Here is a 19,030-nt window from a genome sequence, read left to right as displayed (position 1 = left end):
GTTACGGTACTTGAATCGGTTGGGTCAATAAAGGCAATGTAACCGTAAACTGCTGTCCATTATCATAAACGTTTACTTTTTCCATGCTGATCATCTCATATTTTGCCGTCAGGTTCGACAAACCGTTCTGACCGGTCTGCACCCTGACGATGCGTTTTTGCACATTATTACGGATTACCAGTAGCCCATCAGCGGTAAAAATGTCAATCAGTAATGGTTTTTCAACCGAAACCGAGTTGTGTTTCAGCGCATTCTCAATGAGCGTCTGTAGCGTAAGTGGCGGCAAATAACAGTGTAAATATGAAGGATTCACCTCCATATTGATTGAAATGCTTTTTCCGTAGCGTGTCCGGAGTAAAAAGGCGTATGAACCGACAAAGCGGGTTTCAGATTCGAGGGTCGTTGTTTCGCGGTCATTGGCCTGTAACATATACCGGTACACCTTCGCCATTTCATCGACAAACTGCTCGGCCAGTACTTTGTCTTCCCCAATCAGCGACGAGAGCGAATTCAGGCAGTTAAATAAAAAGTGCGGATTTACCTGACTTTTAAGGGTATCGAGCTGCGTCTGTAAGGCCATCCGCTTCAGGTATTCGCTTTCGGCCTGGTTTTCCTGCCAGCGGCTGTATGTATAAAACAAACTCAGAACCGAGCAAAGGCATACGTCGAATACCAGTCCGAGCAGGACAATCGTCCGTACTGTCGGCCAGTTAAAGGGAGTATTAAATACCGGAAACAGGTGGTAGGCTGCTACATCGATACTGGCCAGTACGATTGTTAACAGGCCCACGCATACGAACATTACTCCCGTCCGCATTACCGTCTGATGGACCTCCGGAAACCGGTTAATGATTTCACGAATGGTGATTGTCAGGGTAATGATCGACAGCCAGTACAGAAAAAAGAGGAGCACCGTTCCGTAAAACAGAACATCCAGTGACTGAAAATAGCGCGGCCCGACCAGAAAATAATTCCCGATCGGAAACAGGATCGGCATCATCAGGATATGATACCAAAGTTCCTGTTTTGTAAAATAGTGATGTATGATACGGGGGGTCACCATTGCCGGCTCTTTTGTAAGAATATTCCAAATTAAGTTACAATCTACTCAATTTGCAGATGAGTCTGTATGGATTGATATTTCCGGCCGCTCAAACCGTAAAATGCAGGGATGAATTGTCAGGCCACTTAGCGACCGGTCAGCTCCGGATACGGGTACCTGCCCGGCAGCTCATACCGGTCTTTTCACAGTTCAGACTGTGAAGAACTCACTTCAATGGACCTCGCCTTGTTACACACGCGGGGGGACGGCATTTTTGCTCCGTAAACAACACTTCCTGCTTATGAATACGCAACGTTCCGGTTCACGTACCATACACCACCCTGTTATTAATGACCATGTTACTTTTGTCCGGACAGCGCGGGAAAGCGGCTTCAACCACACCTGGGTTGAGGTGATACTGGCTCCCGGACGTGGCGTCCATTTACATTATCATCAGGGGCATGATGAAACATTTATGTGTCTGGAAGGGCAACTGAGCCTGCAGGTCGGTGTAAAGGAGCTGACCCTGAAGCCAGGTCAATATGCGTCGGTAATCGCCGGAAGGCCGCACCGTTTTTTTAACAATACCAGTCAGCCTTGCCGGTTTAAATGCGTTATTTCGCCGGGTAGCCCCGCCTTTGAGCAAACCTTGCAGATCGTTTACGGACTGGCCAATGACGGGAAATGCAGCCCCGAAACCGGTGCACCGGGCAACTGGCTGATACGGGCCTATACCTATGCACTGGCTGGCAGCAAGCTCGCCGGACCAATGGCGGTTTTAAATCCGGTTATTCAATGGCTTTATCACCGCGCTGTTTCGACCGGTATTGCCGCCCGGCTCCAGCAGCAATATGTGAAGATTCAGTAGCGTTTCAGAAACCGACGCGTGTGGAGTCGGGCCGGTCTCCGGATACCGTCTGGTCGTCGCGGTTAAAGATTTCGGCGAGTGTCATAGGCACCTTCGTGCGGAAATCAGAGGCCAGATGCTCCAGCAGCCGGTTCGACTTATCAACCGTCAGTTTCCCGAATGCATAATCCACCATCAGCCGGCCTTTTCGTAAAAGGGCTTTATCCAGCAGGCTTTTATTTGCATTAAAGGTCGCAATGACCTGAATGTGCATACAATCAGCCAGTAAGCCATCGGTCAGGTTAAGGATATTCGAGACACTGTTGGTATCACCTCCGGCCTCGCGGGACTGCAGAATCCGTTCGGCATCTTCAATGATCAGGACTGAATCCTTGTTTTCAAGCAGAAACGGAATGATTTCCGGCGATGTCAGGTAATTGGTCATGTAAGGCGGCAGAATCAGCATATCCTTTTTGACCATGGCACTCAGGTGCTTGATATAGGTTGTTTTTCCGGTTCCCGGCTCTCCGTGCAGCAGCATTAAGCCCTTACTCTTCGGCTCTTCAAGCAGCGATACCAGGCGCTCATGAACCGGGATGAAGTCGTCGTTATAGTGCAGATCAAGGTTAATTTCAGGCGGTTTTATTTCAACCCGTTCGGTATGCATACCGCCCATACCACTCTGAATCAGGTAAATATGAGTCTGATTCTCTTCGTGTTTATACTTATGCTCAAACACATCGCTCAGCAGCTTTCTGGTTAGCTCTTCCTGCCCATAATACCCGTGCATCCGGCAAAACCGGTCGCCAAGTAATTCCAGTTTCAGCAGTATTCCTTCAGGGTGCTGAATGATTTGTTCGACTGTCTGCCAGCCTTTTTCGGTCAGCCGCAGCGACGAGTTAATGATTTCGAAGCCCCGGTTCAGCAGCATATCACGCACGCCGGGCCGGAAATCATCACTGAAATAGACATAGTTCGGGTATTGCCCGAATTTCTGAACAAAATACGGAGCAATCGGAAACTCCCGCTCCAGATCGTTCGGAATGTGTAAATTATGGATCCGCTCCCCTACCTCATCATCACGCTTCTTCCAACCGCCGAACATGGTACGCAATTCTGAATTATCTGACTCGTTTTTCAAGGGAGAAATTGCCGTTAGTAATAGCTGAATATACGAAAAAACCGTCAGAACGTGAATTTCTGCGGATTTGGCACATACCGGAACAGCAGCTCAAATACGCTCTTCTGGAACGTATTGACCGGCGCTTCCGGGGCGGTCGAGTTGTAGGTCAACCCAACGCGGATTGCATCCGAGAGCTGATACTCTGCCGATACCTGTACATAGCTGACGGGCTGATAACCGAGGCTGTTATGCCGGTACGACAATCCGAGGCCGGCTTTTTCCATAAACCACGCCTTGGCATTCACGTCAAAACCAATTGGGCGGCCGGTTGCCTGCGTAACCAGCACAGACGGTATCAGCGACAGGTTTTCACCGGACTCCAGCTTATACCCCGCCTGAATAAACAGCGGCCGGACGCTCTGGTAAGAGCCTAACCCTGTACCCAGTCCGTACACGCCTTTACTAACTTCCGGCATGGAAACCCCGCCAAAAAAGGTATCTGAATAATAATAAACCCCGGCGCCGTAGCTCATGTTGGCTTTGTTGGTACTCGTCAGGCTCACCTGATCATACACGGGTAAAAAGCTTACACCGGCCAACCCGCCAATGGAAACGCTGGCTCCGTCGGGCAGGTTAATCCAATAAGACAGGGTGCCATACACACCGGTCGTACCCAGTGTACCCAGCCGGTCATTAACCGCCTGAAGGCCAATGCCAACCTTACCGTCGGCCACCGCACCATCCATCGCCAGTGTCTGTGAAGACTGTCCGCCACCGCTCATTTGCTGCTGCTGTTTACTCTGCACAAAAAAGCCCCGCTTACGGAACATGGCTGTCATATGCAGTTGTTCGCGTAGCCCGGTTGCGGCCGGGTTAATGGTCATCGGGCTAAATTGGTATTGATAGTAAAGCGTTTCTTTTTGAGCATGAGCACGCTTTCCGCAGAGTAAGCTAATCAGAACAAGCGCACAGATTCGCTTAGACAAGTGGATCATAGACATAAGCATCAGAAATTGTTCTGGAAAATTGATGGATTTCGGTCAAAAATCCTAATTCTGCTCGAGGTTGAGGGGTATAAAAAAACTGCTGAGCAACCCGTGTTAACCGGATATAATCAGCAGTTTTCCATTGCCTTTTTTGTTTTTATTGCAGTGACAGAATCTTGATTTCTGTCCGGCGGTTAAGCTGATGCTCTTCTTCCGTACAGTTTGTCCCGTCTTTGCACTGATTCAGCAACTCGCTTTCCCCATAGCCTTTTGCCACCATACGCGTAGCTTTAATCCCCTTGGCCTTCAGGTAGGCTACGGCTGATTTAGCGCGGTTTGTCGACAGCGTTTTGTTGTATTGCGTTGTTGCACGGCTATCCGTATGCGACCGCATCTCGATTTTCATCGTCGGGTACTTTTTCATCAGGCTCACCAGTTTATCCAGTTCGGCTGCTGCGTCGGCCCGAATCGTGGCCTTATTCAGGTTGTAATAAATGTTATCGATCCGGATTACGTCCCCCTTCTTAAACATAGTCAGGTCAGCAACTCCTGCACCGTCCTTAGAGATGCGCGTACCGGTCGTACCCATGCTATCCTTGATGGCTTCGAGCGAATAATCACAGCCCGCCTTTATCGAAAACTCATAGGCTCCATCAGTATCCGTAACTGTTTCCTGTTTTGACTTATCGCACTCATTGGTCAGGATTACCTTTACGCCTACCATCGGTGCCTTGCCCTGCTGGGTCGTTACGCGGCCACGCAGTTTTGAGTTCGCCAGATCCAGACCACTCACCGGCGGTTCGATTACTTTGGGTTTTGCCAGCGGAATTTCAAGACGCGATGGCATATCGTCGGTCAGACCTACGGTTGAGAAACCTACCTGATTATCGAGGTAACCTTCGGTGCTGGCGGCAAGCTGGAAGTCATTTTCTGCATCCAGACACAGGTGGATATTGCCTTCGCTATCAGTTTTCAGGTCTTTACTGTCGCTTTCGTTTGTTTTGTTATCCACTTTCAGCGCAGCATTAGCCAGCGGCGTTTTTGTCTCGGTATCAAACACAACGACGGTCAGCTCACGGCAAGGATACAGTGGCCCTTCCCGTTTGAAGCGGTAAATATCATCGTCGGTGCCGCCGTTTTTCCGGTTACTGCTGAAATAACCGCCACGACGTTCGCCGTCCGTTACAATCCCGAAATCATCTTTATTGGAGTTCAGCGGTTCGCCGAGGTTCTGCACCCATTTTGCATGCACGCCATCGCTCTCCAGTTGGGCGAAAAACATATCCAGATCCCCTAAACCAGGCTGTCCGTCAGACGAGAAATAGAGATTTCCTTTTTCATCAATAAACGGAAACATCTCGTTGCCCTTGGTATTTACCTCTTTACCGAGATTGACGGGCGTTGACCATTTACCGTTTTCGAGTTTTGTTACATAAATATCCGTTCCGCCGAAACCGCCCGGCATATCCGACGAGAAATAAAGCAACTTATCATCCGGACTGAATGAGGGGTGTCCTGTCGAATACTCGTTGCTGTTGAACGGTAGTTCTTCAACCGCCTGCCAGTCGCCGTTTGTCTGAACGGTTGTATAGAGTTTCAGTTTATTAACCCCATCCGACGATTCACGATACTTACCGTTATTGTAGTTGTTGCGTGTAAAAACCACACGGGAGCCATCTTTCGTAAATGTAGCCGGCCCTTCGTGGTATTTGGTGTTCAGGGTCTGGCTGAAGCGCGCTGATTCGGTCAGCGGCTCATCTTCATAGCCCAGACCGGCATTTACGTTTGTGCCGCCGTAGAAGCCGACAGTACGTGTGTCGTTGGATGTCGGCGCGGTGTAATCATCAATGCCAAGTATCCGCCCGATCTTATGGGTCTGCACTTGTTTTTTACTGACAGAGCCACCCAGGCTAGCGGTTTTATCGCCTTTAATTTCTTTTCGTTCCGGCAGGTAATAAAGGTCCAGAAACGGTGTATTATCCCAATTGAACACACGTTTTATGCCATTGCCACCACCCTGCGCCGACACAAATACCAGACCATCCTTATAATAGACAGGGCTAAATTCAGCAGCCTTTGTGTTGAGGTTAAGATAATCGACTTTGTAACTTGCAGCGTTTTTCGACAAAGAGCTAACGTCTCGGTATAGCTTCGAAAACAGCGGACCGCGCTTGTCATCTTTCTGAACGGCATTATACTTTTCGTACGCCTCCTGCGCTTCCCGATACTTGCCGTTACTGGCCAACGCCTGTGCATAGTACAAATAACACTGCACATACTCGCCAGGCAGATCGCCCATGGTTATCAGATCGCGGTATGCCTGTTCCGCCTTCTGACTATCCCGGATCTGCCGGTAACTGTAGGCCAGTTTGGCTTTGGCCGCCCGAACATCCGTATCGGGCATTGATTTTGTATTCTGAAGTGCCTGCTCATAGTATTCAGCTGCTTTTGAATAAGCCATCAGATTAAACTGATTATCGGCCTGTTTCGTCAGAGACTGCCCGAACACCGGCGCAGCCAGCGCTACCAGTACATAGCAGAGTATACAGTGTCGTTTCATACGCTGTAATTGTTGTGAGAAGATGCAATACCAACAAAAAAGGGTACTTTCTGAACAGACGTAATAATCTGTTAGAAGGTACCCTTTTTATAGCAAATACTGTTCCGAAGTCTACAAATTATTCCAGAAACCGGAGAAAAGTATTTTAGAAATCTGAATATAGGTTTACACCATTACTACTTATCGGTTGTCCTGACTATCGCTTAGAAATAACGAGGCGTAAGGATTTTGTTTTTACCGAATCCGAATTCGTAACGCAGCATTAACTCATGCGAGCTCGGCGCCACCTGACCTAAACGGCTTACCGTACGGTCATACGCATATCCCAGACGGAACTGATCGCTCAACTGTAGCTCCAGCATACCCACAACGGCATCGTTGGTATAGCTGGTAAATGAGTAGAACTGATTTTTCCGGAGAGATACACCCAGTGCCACGCGGTCGTTAATCCAGAGGTTAACGTTACCGTCAAAGCCTAGGGGAGAGCCTTCAGCATATTTAACCAGCATTGACGGCTTCAGTTTCAGCGCAGGGCTCAAACCTACCACAAAACCCGCTGCCGCATAGGCATGACGCCGGACAACGGCGCGATTAACACCTGAATCATAATCAGACAGCTTGTTTTTCAACAGGCGCGGTACTGAAATACTCAGATACGAACGGTCATTGCTGATATAAATCCCGGTACCAAAGTTTGGCAGCATTTTGTTGATGTTCTGGGCAAACGCAGGGTCGGCGGATACACCGGCCGGTACCAGTTTTACTTCAGTCAACATAGCCGACAGGTTGGTGACACCACCCTGGAGACCCAGAGCCAGTGTTGAGCGCGAACCCAATTTGATGCGGAACGCATACGACGCAAACGCGCCGGTTTCGTTATACACCCCTATCCGATCGTTATACAATTGCAAACCCACCCCTACACGCTCACGGTTAAGCGGCATATCGGCGGTGAATGTCGCCGTTTGTGGTGCGCCTTCAAGGCCCGTCCACTGGTTCCGGTACATAGCCGTCATGCTGAGTACGTCACGGCTACCGGCATAAGCAGGGTTCAGCGCCATCATGTTGAACATGTATTGCGAGAACATCTTGTCCTGCTGAGCGTGCACCCGGCCGCTGCCGGCCACAAGGGCCAGCAGCAGGACGATTGCACTCTTTTTCAGAGAGAATTTGATAAACATCAGTATTAGCGGTTAATCGTCATGTAACGCACGAACTGACGGCCATCGCTCAGTTTGACGCGGTAGAAGTACGTACCATCCGGTACACCGTTACCGCCTACATTCACGCCTGTGTTGGATGTACCATCCCAGTCGTTCAGGTAGTTGTCGCTCTTATAAACTACGTGCCCCCAGCGGTTGAAGACTTCTAACTGCACCGTACCTGTAGCTCCCCGGATCACGAAGCGGTCGTTGATACCGTCACCGTTTGGCGAGAAACCTTCAGGAATAAACACAGCTACATCGCTTACACGCAGGTTGAGCGGCGTTGCTTCACCTTCATTCGAGTCTGTCGGGTTGCGGTTGCCATTTACGTCTGGCACCAAACCGTTCGTCGAGATATCAGTGATTTCACTACCCGCCGCCGTTGCTTTGGCTTTCGCTGAGTTCAGGAACGTACCTGTTGTACCGTCGGTCTTCACATTGACCACAAAGCGGATAGTATCGCTTTGACCAGCCAGCAATGTGCTGCTTCCCGGAACTAACAGATCAGCGCTCGTTGAGCCGTTATAGCCAGTATTGATCTTCAATCCTGTCTTACCCGTAGCAATTGCTGTGCCAACTACCTTGAAGCTTGCGCCATTCTGTGCGTTGAATACTTTCGATAACGAATCCGTCAGCGAAACATTAGTCATCGGCACAGTTGCGTAGTTTTTCACAATAGCCATGTACGTTACGTTATAGCTGCCATCAGCCTGACGTACGGTATCTCTCACCGAAAGTGCTACCCCAATATACGGACGGAGCGGTACGCTGTTCAACACAACCGGTGTCGGTGTATTGCTTGTCCGTGGATCGAGTGTATTGTTCGGATCCGGATTTGTACCGGCTGTCGACGTATCGGCCACCATTGCGCTGCCGCTGAAGGCAGTTGCGATAGCTGAGTTGTAGAACGTCTGTGTATTGGCATTGGCAACGTTCACCCGGACAACGAAGTTCAGGACACGGCTTGCTCCTGCCGGCAGCGTGTTGGCAGTCGTATCTTTCAACAGTTTAGTCTGTGAACCCTGACCTGTGTACAGCGGGTTAACAATCAGACCTGATGTTGATGATACCGAGATACCACTGCTCAGGATTACCGCCGTACTGAAGGTCTTCGCCAAATCATCAACCACCTGCACTTTCGTCAGGTCATTCCGGCCCAGGTTCGTCAGCTTGATCGAGTAAGCTACGTCGAACACACCATCTTCAACCTGAGTAGGTGTACCTACTGACTTAGCAATACCAATCAGGGCATCCGGCAGATCGAAACGGACAGCTGTCGGCACCTCACCTGTCGGGTTCGGATCAACACCTGTGTTCGATACATCCTGTACGATAACCGTAGTGCTTTCAACCGTACCTTTTGCGATAACACTGTTGTAGAACGGACCGTTGTTGCCGTTTGGCTGTACATTCACGGTAACCGAAACAACACCTGTTTCCTTAGCCGCCAGTGTACCACCTAACAGAATCTCCTGGTTACTGCCACCGGTAAAGGCCGTATTGGCTGTCAGGCTACCCTGTGCAACGGAAGACCCGAGTACCGAGAAGGCTGCCGGTGCACCGAATGCCTGCGTCAGATTATCAGTGACCTGAATACCATTCAGGGCTTTATCGCTAAAGTTTTTCACTGTAATCGTGTACACGACATCGTAGCTACCATCATCTTTCTTAGTGGTTGCAGCTGCCATGGCTACACCGATCAGGTTAGTAGCTGTTTCAGGAGCCAGACGGAAGGTTGTCGTACCCGCGTTGTTTGTCGGGTTCTTATCACCATCCGGATCCGGATCTGCACCGCTTACTGACGCATCTTCGAGGCGACCTGAACCACCCAGTGCTGAAGCCAGCGCTGAGTTGTTGAATGTACGGGTCGTATCGTTTGCGTTCAGTTTCACCTTCACTCGCAGTGTAAACGAAGCTGTAGCGTTCGGATTCAGTGTACTTGCAGAATCAAGCAACTGAATATTACTGCCAAAGCCTGTGTAGTTATTGTTCAGTTTCAACGTAGGGCTGTAGTTCGATGATGACGCCAACGTTACTTCTTCTACGCTATGAGACGCGAAGACATTCGTTAAGTCATCCTGTACACGAACTTTTGTCAGCGTTTCGTCGCCATAGTTCACCACGTAGAAGCCGTAAGTGATTTCAGCCGTATTGGCATCGATCATACGAGCCTGGCTAACCCCCTTGGCAATACCCAGCGTACTGGCTTTGAACGAAGTCGATGTATCGGAAACCGTTACTGTCGACTTGTTATTAGCCGTATTCGGATCTACCTGATCGGCATACGTTACTTCAGCCGTATTTACGATATCACCTTTCTTCGTCACCCGCGCCTGGAAGCTGATCGAGTCAGCAGCACCGGCGGCCAGTGAGCCATACCACTTCGTGATTACGCCACTCGACAGGTTGAAGTTATACGCACCTTGTACCAGCTCCAGACCCTGCGGCAACACGTCACGGATGTTCACGTTAGTGGCTGCCTGAGGACCGTTGTTGCGTACTTTAATCGTGTACGTTACAAGCTCACCACGATTCAGTTTTGTTTTGTTTACCAGTTTGGTAATCGCTACATCTGCACGTGCTGTATCGTTTTTGCAGTCGAAGATTTTCACATCGACCTTGCCTGGCAGACTCACACAACCTGTCTGCGTGCGCTCGAAGATGTAGTAAGTACCTACACCTACCGACGCCGGCGTCAGAACAGTTGGCGAACTAGCCGACTCACCGGTACGGAATTCATATGTTTTACCCGCGGTATTCAGGCTGCTGATTGCCGTATTCAGGTCAACCGTTACTGCTGAACATGTATTGCGCAGGTTCGACACGATCGGCGCAGGAACTTTGTCCGCTACCGTCACGATTACCGCTTCCGATGGCAGCGAGCTACAACCGCTGGCATCCATCAGCTGAACACTGTAAGAAGCAGTTTTCTTCACTGTAATCCGCTGCGTGGTTGCCTTGTTGCTCCACAGGTAACCACTGCCGGCAGAAGCCTCAAGCGTTACCGAATCGCCGTAGCAGAGGTTCAGGGCACCCTGAACCACGCTTACGGTTGGTACGGTCTTAATGCCCTGGATTGTTAATACCATGGCATCCTGTGCTGTCGGACAAGCCGTGTTGTTTGAGCGGCCGGCAAGCGTCAGTGTGACGCTGCCTGCCTGCACATCGGCAAGTGACGGAGTATAGGTTGCGTTCAGGGCAAACGGATTGTCAAACTTACCGCTGCCTGATGTTGTCCACTGTGATGTGGCAACCGGCCCACCTGCCTTACCCGTCAGCTTATATGTTTTCGCTGCACAAATCGAAGCATCCGCTCCGGCATCCGCTGTTACAGGATTAGCCTGATCACATGGTGTCTGAGAACCTTCGCAGGCAACGATGCCTACGTTGATAACACCTGGTAAGCTATAGCAACCTGATGCAGAACGTTCTACTACATAGTACTTACCTGATGTTGCTACGGCACCAGGGTTAGCAACGCGTGTTGCCTCGCCTAACGTCTCTGATGTGTAGAACTCAAATGTACCACCGGTTGTCGTTGCTGTGCTGGTTACACCCTGAACCAGATTAACTGTGTTGAACGGACAGGCATTCGACAGATCCTTCGTTGTCGGTACACCAACTTTTGGCAGTACCGTGACAGCGATTGTTCTTGAAGGCGCGCTCTTACAGTTTGTAGACGAGCAGCACTGAGCTGTGTACGTCATGTTGAAACCTGGTGTTACCGTGATCGTGCTACCGACGTTACCGTTCGACCAGATCGCGTAGCTACCCGCAGGGCATCCTTGTGCTACCATTGTAATCGGAGCACCGAAGCAGCTTGTGTAGCTTGTTACCACGTTCGTGCCTGACAGTACGCCTGCTGTTGGTGCATTCGGACCACCTACGGCAATCGATACGCTTTCTGACCACTGGCTAACGCAACCACCACCAGCAATGATACACTTAGCACGATAGGTATTGTTACCAACCGTCGGTGTTACCGTGATGCTTGATGTTGTTGCACCGTTCGACCATTCCGGATAACCGCCCTGGCAACCTACGGCTGTCAGTACAACGGCATCACCGGCACATACGCTTGCCTTATCAGCGGCGATGGTTGGCGGACGCTGGATTACCACATCAATATCTATGCTTGCCGAAGGCTTGCTTTCGCAACCGTCTTTATAGCATGTTGCCATCTCCCAAATCGTTGTTACGACCGGCGAAATAACCAGTGTATTGCCAGTATGACCATCCATCCAGCGAACAACTCCACCTTCACAACCTGATGCCGTAATGGTTACAGAAGCACCCGCACACACGGTGAGGTTATCAGTATGCAGTACAGGAGCAGGGATCGATTTAACCTTGATCGGAGCACCCGTTACATCCAGGTCAGCACATACTTTCGAAGAGCTGATCAGGCTGATTACATCCGCCGCTTTCGTTACACCCGGAATTACACCTGACAGGTTCAGATAGTTAGGATCTGACGAGTTAGCGTTGTAAACCAGTGTATGGATCGTGAACGTCGTGTTTTCAGCGACAACTGAGAAGCTTGGTGTGCTGCTTGTCTGCTGAATTACCTTATCTGTACCTTTTGTCAGAACATACAGTACAGAGTAGCCATCCGGTTTAACCATACCACCGTTAGCAACCGCTGTTAACGTCAATCTATCCGATGTAGCACATACTTCAGGTGTTTCTGTCCGTAAAGTACCCGCTTTGGCCAGACAGCCAACCGGTCTAACGGTTACAGTTACTGACCCTTCGCTACGGCATGTACGATATTGACAGTAAGCAATGTACGTACGGGTCGCATCCGGTTGCAGCAGTAGCGTGGTTGACGCCGGTGCACCTGTTACGTTCCACGTTACTGTACCCTGACAGCCTGAAGCGGTCAATAGTACGCTTTCACCTGGCTGCAGTTCTGTTTTCGAAGCCGTTACCGTCAGCGATGCAGGCTGGATGATCTGAATTGTATAGATATCCGACGAAGGACTTACACAAGCACCTGAGCGGCAAGTTACACTGTAACCGGTTGTCACAGTAGGACTTACGTTGATGCTAACCTGACCAACCTGACCTGTGCTCCAGTATGGTGTACCTTCGCAGTTCTGAACAGTCAGAGCCAGCGACTCACCAGGGCAAAGTGCAGAATCACTGCATACTACCGTTGGTTTCGCAATTGTTCTGATGTTGAACGAAATTGTGTTCGAGCGCGGGCTACCGCACTGATCACCTTGCTTACAGATAGCGTAGAACAGGTTGTTGGTAGCCGAAACCGTTACCGAAGCTACTGAGCCCGTCTGACCATCTGACCACATTACGGTACCACCTGTACAACCTGTTGCTGTCAGTGAAACCACTTCGCCGTTGCAGGCAACTGTTTGTGGTGCTCTGACAACCGGTGCAGTACCTGTTGAGTTCACTGTAATACGCAGCGAGTTTGATGCTTCGCTCAGACATGATCCGGCCTGGCATCGTGCCGTGTAATCAGTTGTTGCGCCAGGCATAACTTCGATTGAAGCCGATGTCTGTGTCAGACCGCTCCAAACAACCGCACCTGTACAACCTTCAGCAGTCAGGATTACCCGCTCACCTGAACAGATCAGACGCTTATCGGCGCGAATCAGTGGAGCAGTTGGGTTAACAACCGTTATTGCTGCTGATTCTGAACGCTCTGAGCAGCTACGGAACTGGCATGTTGCAAAATAGCTGATGCTGTTAGCCGGACGAACAATCAGGGTATTACCTGTTGTTTGTGCCGCATCACTCCATACTACTTTACCATTGCAGCCACTTGCAGTTAACGTTACACTTGAGCTTGCACAAATTGTGGCGCTCGACAGAGTAACGGTTGGTTTAACCGGTCTTACAACACTAATTACATAATCATCCGACTGCGGACTACTACATGTACCGTTTCTACAGATCACAGAGTAACGGTTGTTGCTTTCCGTTGGACGAACAGTAATACGCGTCGTTGTTTCCGTTGTTGTATTCCAGATTGGCGTACCCAGACAATTCTCAACTGTCAGTTCTACGGCTTCACCAGGACAAACAACCGTTGTGCTGCAAACAATCGTTGGTTTGGTAAGCGTATTACCCAAATCGATTGTTTTCTCAGCCGGTGCACCTGGACAGTTTTTCACAAAACATGTTGCCGTGTACGTTGTCTTCGTCTGGATGTTATCTACGGTAATAACAGAACCAGATACTCCTGTAGACCAGCTTATTGTACCATTATCGCAACCCGTCGCCGTCAGGCTTACAGAACCACCCGGACAAACTCTGTCTGTACTAGCCAGAATTGTTGGCCGTGGTGCACTGATTACCGTTACTGTAATCGGGTTAGATGCCTGGCTTGTGCATGAACCAACCACACAGCTTGCTGTATACGTTGTAGTTACAGCCGGATTCACCTGGATAGATGTACCGTTGCCACCATTTGACCAGATCACATTACCGCTACAGTTATTCGCGTAAATGGTTGTACCGCTACCATCCTTACAGATCTCTGTGATTGCACAATGGATATAAGGAGGCTGTACCGAGCATTCTTCAATTTCGATCGTAACAGTCGACGTATTGTTTTCAGGCTTAGTCGGATCGTCGTTTGTACCTGTAATAACAGCTACGTTCCGGACCGAACCACCAGCCTTCACAACGGCTTCAACAAACAGGTTGCGGCTAGCGCCGGCAGCCAGTTCACCGATCGTCCAGATACCTGTTGCTGCATTATAAGAGCCAACCGAAGCGGTTGCGGCTACAAATGACAGCGATGCAGGCAGTTGGTCTGTTACGGTTACACCCGATGCGGATACCGGACCGTTGTTTGTTGCAGTAACGATGTAAGTAATCCGCTGACCAATACGGTAAGGGCCGCTCGGCGTAACATTCTTAGTTACCGCCAGATCAGCGTTACAGAACCCTACAGTCACAGTTACTGCAGTCCGTGTTCCGCTCACGCAACCTTCAGGGCTTACTGATTCTGCATAGTATACTGATGTAACATTCGGTGAAATTGTCAGTTTTCCGCCACTTTCCGTTGTTCCGATCAGCGTACCATTTGCTGAGTACCAGTTGATCCGGTTACCCGGTGCAAAGCCGATCAGTTTCGTTTTGCTGCCCTGACAAACCAGTGTATCGTCACACGCTACACCAATTGGTGCATCCGGACGCTCATTGATCTGAACAACACGTGACAAGGTAGCAGGCAAGCAAATACCGGTACCGTCAGGGTCATTTGTTGTGGCAGTAAATTCAACAAAACCTTGTGTAATATCCGCTAACGACGGTACATACGTTGTGCTTGTACCTGTTGTTGTGACAAACGTACCCGAGCCGGAAGCTGTCCAGCTCAAGCTTGTAGCCGAACCACCCAATGTCGCTACCAGAACCACTGACTGACCTTCGCAGATTGCAGGTGTCTGACCGATTGTGAGGCTTGCAACATTTGTACAACGGCAGTCAAGGCCTTCAACTGTTAATACAGTTGGGTTACTGTAACAGCCGTTTGGCGATACTTCGAACAGATAGTACTTACCAGCACCAACAGCCGTTGTGTTTGTGACAAGCGGTGATGTTGGCAATGCACCAGTGTGCCACTCAAAACGGTTACCCGGACGTGGCTGGTTGATTGGTACAGTTGTCAGATTGATTGTCTGTTGCAGGTTTGAACAAACTGTCAGACGCTCAGGGCAGGTTGGTGTTGGCGGGATAGCCGTTACCGTTACGATAACCGGTTTACGGTCGCTCTTACAACCGCCGGCCGTTATTGCCTCTGCGTAGTAGATCGTTGTAGTTGTCGGATCAACCGTTAACGATTGACCGCTCGTTGTTGTATACAGTGCATCACCACCAACCGGTGTTAGATACCAGTTGATCGTTGCACTTGTTACACCTGATGCAGTTGCTACCAGCGCAGCAGCCTGATCGGCGCAAACCGTTACGTTATTAATTGCCAGCGTGATGGTCGGACAAGTAGGAATAACACCCGCATCCACATCCATATTCACCTGACCAGCCGTCAGACATACCTGTTCCGTAATACCACCCACACCGGCGTCACTGTCAGTTGCTTCAGTCGCACTGGCAGAATTAGCCATTGTGAAGGTATACCCTGATGGCAGCGTAAACGTTACCTTGTAGCAGCCTGCGTTCAACTGAGTAAACTGGTAGCTACCATTATTAGCTGTAATCTGTGTAGCGACTACTGTACCGCTGTTTGCATCCGTCAATACAACCGTTACACCGTTCAGACCAACCATTTCAGTCGGATCCTGAACACCATTGCTGTTTGTATCAATCCAGACAAAGTTACCCAAGGTAGCTTTAAGCGGAACAACACCCGCGTCGATATCGCGGTTAACCTGACCGGCTGTCAGACAGAATGTATCCGTTGTACCTCCAACACCAGCATCGCTGTTGTTTGCACTGGTTGAGCCAGGCGCGTTAGCCGGTGAGAATGTAAAGCCGGCAGGCGTCGTAAAGGTAATTTTATAACAACCTGCGTTCAGGTTCGTGAACAGATATTTACCGTTACTGTCTGTTATTTGAGTTCCGACAACGGTGCCGTTGTTAGCATCCGTCAGCACAACTGTAACACCACTGACACCAGTTGTTTCACCACTATCCTGAATACCGTTTCCGTTTGTATCAACCCAGACAAAGTCTCCCACAGATGCACGGAGCGGAATAACCCCCGCATCTACATCTACGTTAACCTGGCCAGCGGTCAGACATACCTGCTCAGTGATACCACCAACTCCAGCGTCGCTGTCCGTTGCTTCAGTTGCGCTGGCAGAATTAGCCATTGTAAAAGTATAACCAGCAGGCGTTGTGAAGGTAACTTTATAGCAACCTGCATTCAGGTTCGTAAACAGATAACTACCATTACCGCTGGTAACTTGTGTAGCGACTACTGTACCGCTGTTGGCATCCGTTAATACAACTGTTACGCCATTAACACCGGTTGTTTCACCGCTATCCTGAATACCATTGCTGTTGGTATCTACCCACACATAGTCACCCAATGTAGCTTTTAGTGGAATAACTCCCGCATCTACGTCGAGATTAACCTGACCGGCCGTCAGACATATTGGGTCTGTAATACCACCTGCCCCGGCATCGCTATCATTCGCAGTAGTACTACCAGGCGCTTTCGGCGTTGTATAAGTAAAGCCGGAAGGCAGTGTAAATACAACTTTATAACATCCGGCGTCTAAACCTGTAAAGGAATAAATACCTGTACTACCGGTTACCTGCGTTGAAATCGCCTGATTATTATTTGCGTTCAACAGTGTAACAGTTACACTGCTTACACCCGTAGTCTCAGTCGGATCCTGGATACCGTTTCCATTTGTATCTACCCAGACATAATTGCCCAAAGTTGACTTAAGCGGAATCAAACCGGCATCAACCGTTAAGTTACTGTCACCACCAGCCAATGTATAGGTTTGCGTACGTCCCGTAATCGGGTTCGCATCGCTGTCAATGGTCTGTGCAATTGTTCCGCTTAACGGATTTGTTGAGTTCTGGCCCGTCAATGTAAAGCCACCCGGTGTCGTAAACACAACGTAGTATTCACCCGGTAATAAATTCGGGAATAAATACTTACCTCCGCTATCAGTTGTGGTCGATGCCAGCGGTGTTGTGCTGGTCGGACTATAGAGCGTAACAATTACGCCTGCCACACCCGGCTCACCGGCTGTTTGCTGACCGTCACCGTTATTATCGCTCCACACAAAATCGCCAAGCGACGCAAGCGGTCCTTGCTGCACAATAATGTCACAGCAGTTTCCGGTCGCACATCCACTCAAGGATGTTACAAACGAATAAACACCCGGGCTTTTGATGACCAGATCTCCGTTTGCATCAACTGAAGCAAGGGCTGCCGGAACACTTGACGTTCCGACTTCATTTCCGTTTAAATACCAGCGCGTGCCTGTAAATCCCTGAATAGGAATCGAAACTGTATATTCTTCTCCGGTATACCATAATAATGGTACCGTAAAACACGCATTGGCATAGTCATCTTCTACGATGCTATGCACAGCCGGCGAAGAATTAATATCCGTACCACTTGCAGCAATAATTTCTGCCGTGTTGAACGAAACCCCACGTTCAATGACTCTGGCAGTCAGGATAAGTGTTGCTGACTGACCAGAAGCAAGCGTTCCTACATTCCATTGGGTTACGTTAGAGGCAATAGCTGTTGTGGAACCGGCACCGTTCAGTACAGATACACTCAACAATTGCGCTCCGACAGTAGAAAGACTGTCTTTTACCACGACCCCTGTCGAACTCTCCGGCCCCGCGTTAGAAACGGTTACGGTGTAAGAAACAACGTCGTTCAGGTTTGGCGTTTTGTTACTTACCTTTTTAGATAAAGATAAGTTAACATTGGCTACTTGGGCTGAGCTACTCAACGGAGCAATCAGCAACATGCACAGCATCATCAGGCTACCAATAGCCCAACCTTGCTTGCCAGCGAATGCCATCCGATGAGTCAACCCGCCAAACGTTTGATACTCTGGACTGCTCGCTCTCCGAAGTAATGCTCTTCGGACCGCAGACATCCAACCCCGCTCCGTTCGGCGCGGAGGGGCTTCGGGAGGGCAGGAAGAGCCTTTCAGTAAAGGTTGCTCATTCATTTTGTAAATTGGAATTAATTGCAAAAACGTTTTTTGTTTCAATGGTGGTGGTTCAAGACCGTCAGGGGGTTCAACGCGCATTCCGGCTGATAAAGCGGCTCTGGCGTGTTCTAAGGGCCCTGGTTTCAATGATTTCACCTGCCCAGGCACGCTCCTGCCCGGCGGAGAGGAGATAGCCGAAACGGGCCTCCGACAAATCGTTTGCAGTAAATACTGAACAATTTGCCCCATCACCATCATCACCCTACTTCTTCGATCTGCCGCTACGCCTGACCGAATGGGCCGAGACTGATCCGGCCGTTGGGGCCATTTATCAGGTCTCAATGTAAAAGTTACTTTCATCTGCAACTTGTTTTGGGCGGTGTACTACTTATTTTCAGTTACCGGACAACAACAGCATACGAAAAATAAATGTCATTTTCCGGAAACTGTGTACCAGCACTTTTATCTCCTTTAGAATTAACTAAAATTATGCCAAAACCTGCTATACAGCTTTTTAATATAAAAAAATGACTAATCAAAAGGTGACTATCAGGCATTTGACACAAACAATACATTTTCTAAAGCAATTAAGGACCACATATTCATGCTTATATGGTTACCTGGTAGCCAGCAAGTGGAAAGTTT

7 protein-coding genes are annotated in these 19,030 nt (G+C 49.4%); 1 reads left to right on the top strand and 6 read right to left on the bottom strand.

The annotated features are described in order from the left end of the window. Position 1: 1 nt before the first annotated feature. The gene (locus AC23NW_RS24965) at positions 2-1,000 is read right to left on the bottom strand and encodes a sensor histidine kinase (RefSeq protein WP_487452882.1); all 999 of its coding nucleotides are present in this window, start codon (positions 998-1,000) and stop codon (positions 2-4) included. A 343-nt stretch (positions 1,001-1,343) separates the two neighbouring features. On the opposite strand from AC23NW_RS24965, the gene AC23NW_RS24960 reads away from it, so the two are divergent. After that, complete coding sequence (locus tag AC23NW_RS24960) at positions 1,344-1,910, top strand: cupin domain-containing protein (protein WP_487452880.1); 567 nt, start codon at positions 1,344-1,346, stop codon at positions 1,908-1,910. A gap of 4 nt (positions 1,911-1,914) precedes the next feature. Here the strand turns inward: AC23NW_RS24960 and AC23NW_RS24955 are convergent, their stop codons facing one another. From AC23NW_RS24955 to AC23NW_RS24935, 5 genes are all read right to left on the bottom strand, one after another. Then, on the bottom strand, positions 1,915-2,994 hold the full coding sequence (locus AC23NW_RS24955; RefSeq protein ID WP_487452901.1) for an AAA family ATPase: 1,080 nt from the start codon (positions 2,992-2,994) through the stop codon (positions 1,915-1,917). An 80-nt stretch (positions 2,995-3,074) separates the two neighbouring features. Beyond that, positions 3,075-4,007 carry a PorP/SprF family type IX secretion system membrane protein gene (locus AC23NW_RS24950; protein WP_487452879.1) on the bottom strand — a complete coding sequence of 311 codons (933 nt, stop codon included), beginning with the start codon at positions 4,005-4,007 and terminating at the stop codon, positions 3,075-3,077. A gap of 148 nt (positions 4,008-4,155) precedes the next feature. Next, positions 4,156-6,558, bottom strand: coding sequence for an OmpA family protein (locus tag AC23NW_RS24945; RefSeq protein ID WP_487452877.1), 2,403 nt, complete (start codon positions 6,556-6,558; stop codon positions 4,156-4,158). A gap of 203 nt (positions 6,559-6,761) precedes the next feature. Further along, positions 6,762-7,739: a PorP/SprF family type IX secretion system membrane protein gene (locus AC23NW_RS24940; RefSeq protein WP_487452875.1), complete on the bottom strand. Its 978-nt coding sequence runs from the start codon at positions 7,737-7,739 to the stop codon at positions 6,762-6,764. Positions 7,740-7,744: 5 nt separating this feature from the next. Continuing rightward, positions 7,745-18,250 carry an SdrD B-like domain-containing protein gene (locus AC23NW_RS24935; protein ID WP_487452874.1) on the bottom strand — a complete coding sequence of 3,502 codons (10,506 nt, stop codon included), beginning with the start codon at positions 18,248-18,250 and terminating at the stop codon, positions 7,745-7,747. Positions 18,251-19,030 lie beyond the last annotated feature (780 nt).

It is taken from the genome of Arsenicibacter sp. R0_47, from assembly GCF_057652235.1.
The sequence above is the reverse complement of the archived record's forward strand: the minus strand, read 5'-3'. Positions and strand labels throughout refer to the sequence as shown.

Excerpts from the sequence above, each read along its gene's own strand:
- AC23NW_RS24965 (WP_487452882.1), bottom strand. The coding sequence starts at position 1,000 with ATGATGCCGATCCTGTTTCCGATCGGGAATTATTTTCTGGTCGGGCCG.
- AC23NW_RS24960 (WP_487452880.1), top strand. The coding sequence starts at position 1,344 with ATGAATACGCAACGTTCCGGTTCACGTACCATACACCACCCTGTTATT.
- AC23NW_RS24955 (WP_487452901.1), bottom strand. The coding sequence starts at position 2,994 with ATGTTCGGCGGTTGGAAGAAGCGTGATGATGAGGTAGGGGAGCGGATC.
- AC23NW_RS24950 (WP_487452879.1), bottom strand. The coding sequence starts at position 4,007 with ATGATCCACTTGTCTAAGCGAATCTGTGCGCTTGTTCTGATTAGCTTA.
- AC23NW_RS24945 (WP_487452877.1), bottom strand. The coding sequence starts at position 6,558 with ATGAAACGACACTGTATACTCTGCTATGTACTGGTAGCGCTGGCTGCG.
- AC23NW_RS24940 (WP_487452875.1), bottom strand. The coding sequence starts at position 7,739 with ATGTTTATCAAATTCTCTCTGAAAAAGAGTGCAATCGTCCTGCTGCTG.
- AC23NW_RS24935 (WP_487452874.1), bottom strand. The coding sequence starts at position 18,250 with ATGGCATTCGCTGGCAAGCAAGGTTGGGCTATTGGTAGCCTGATGATG.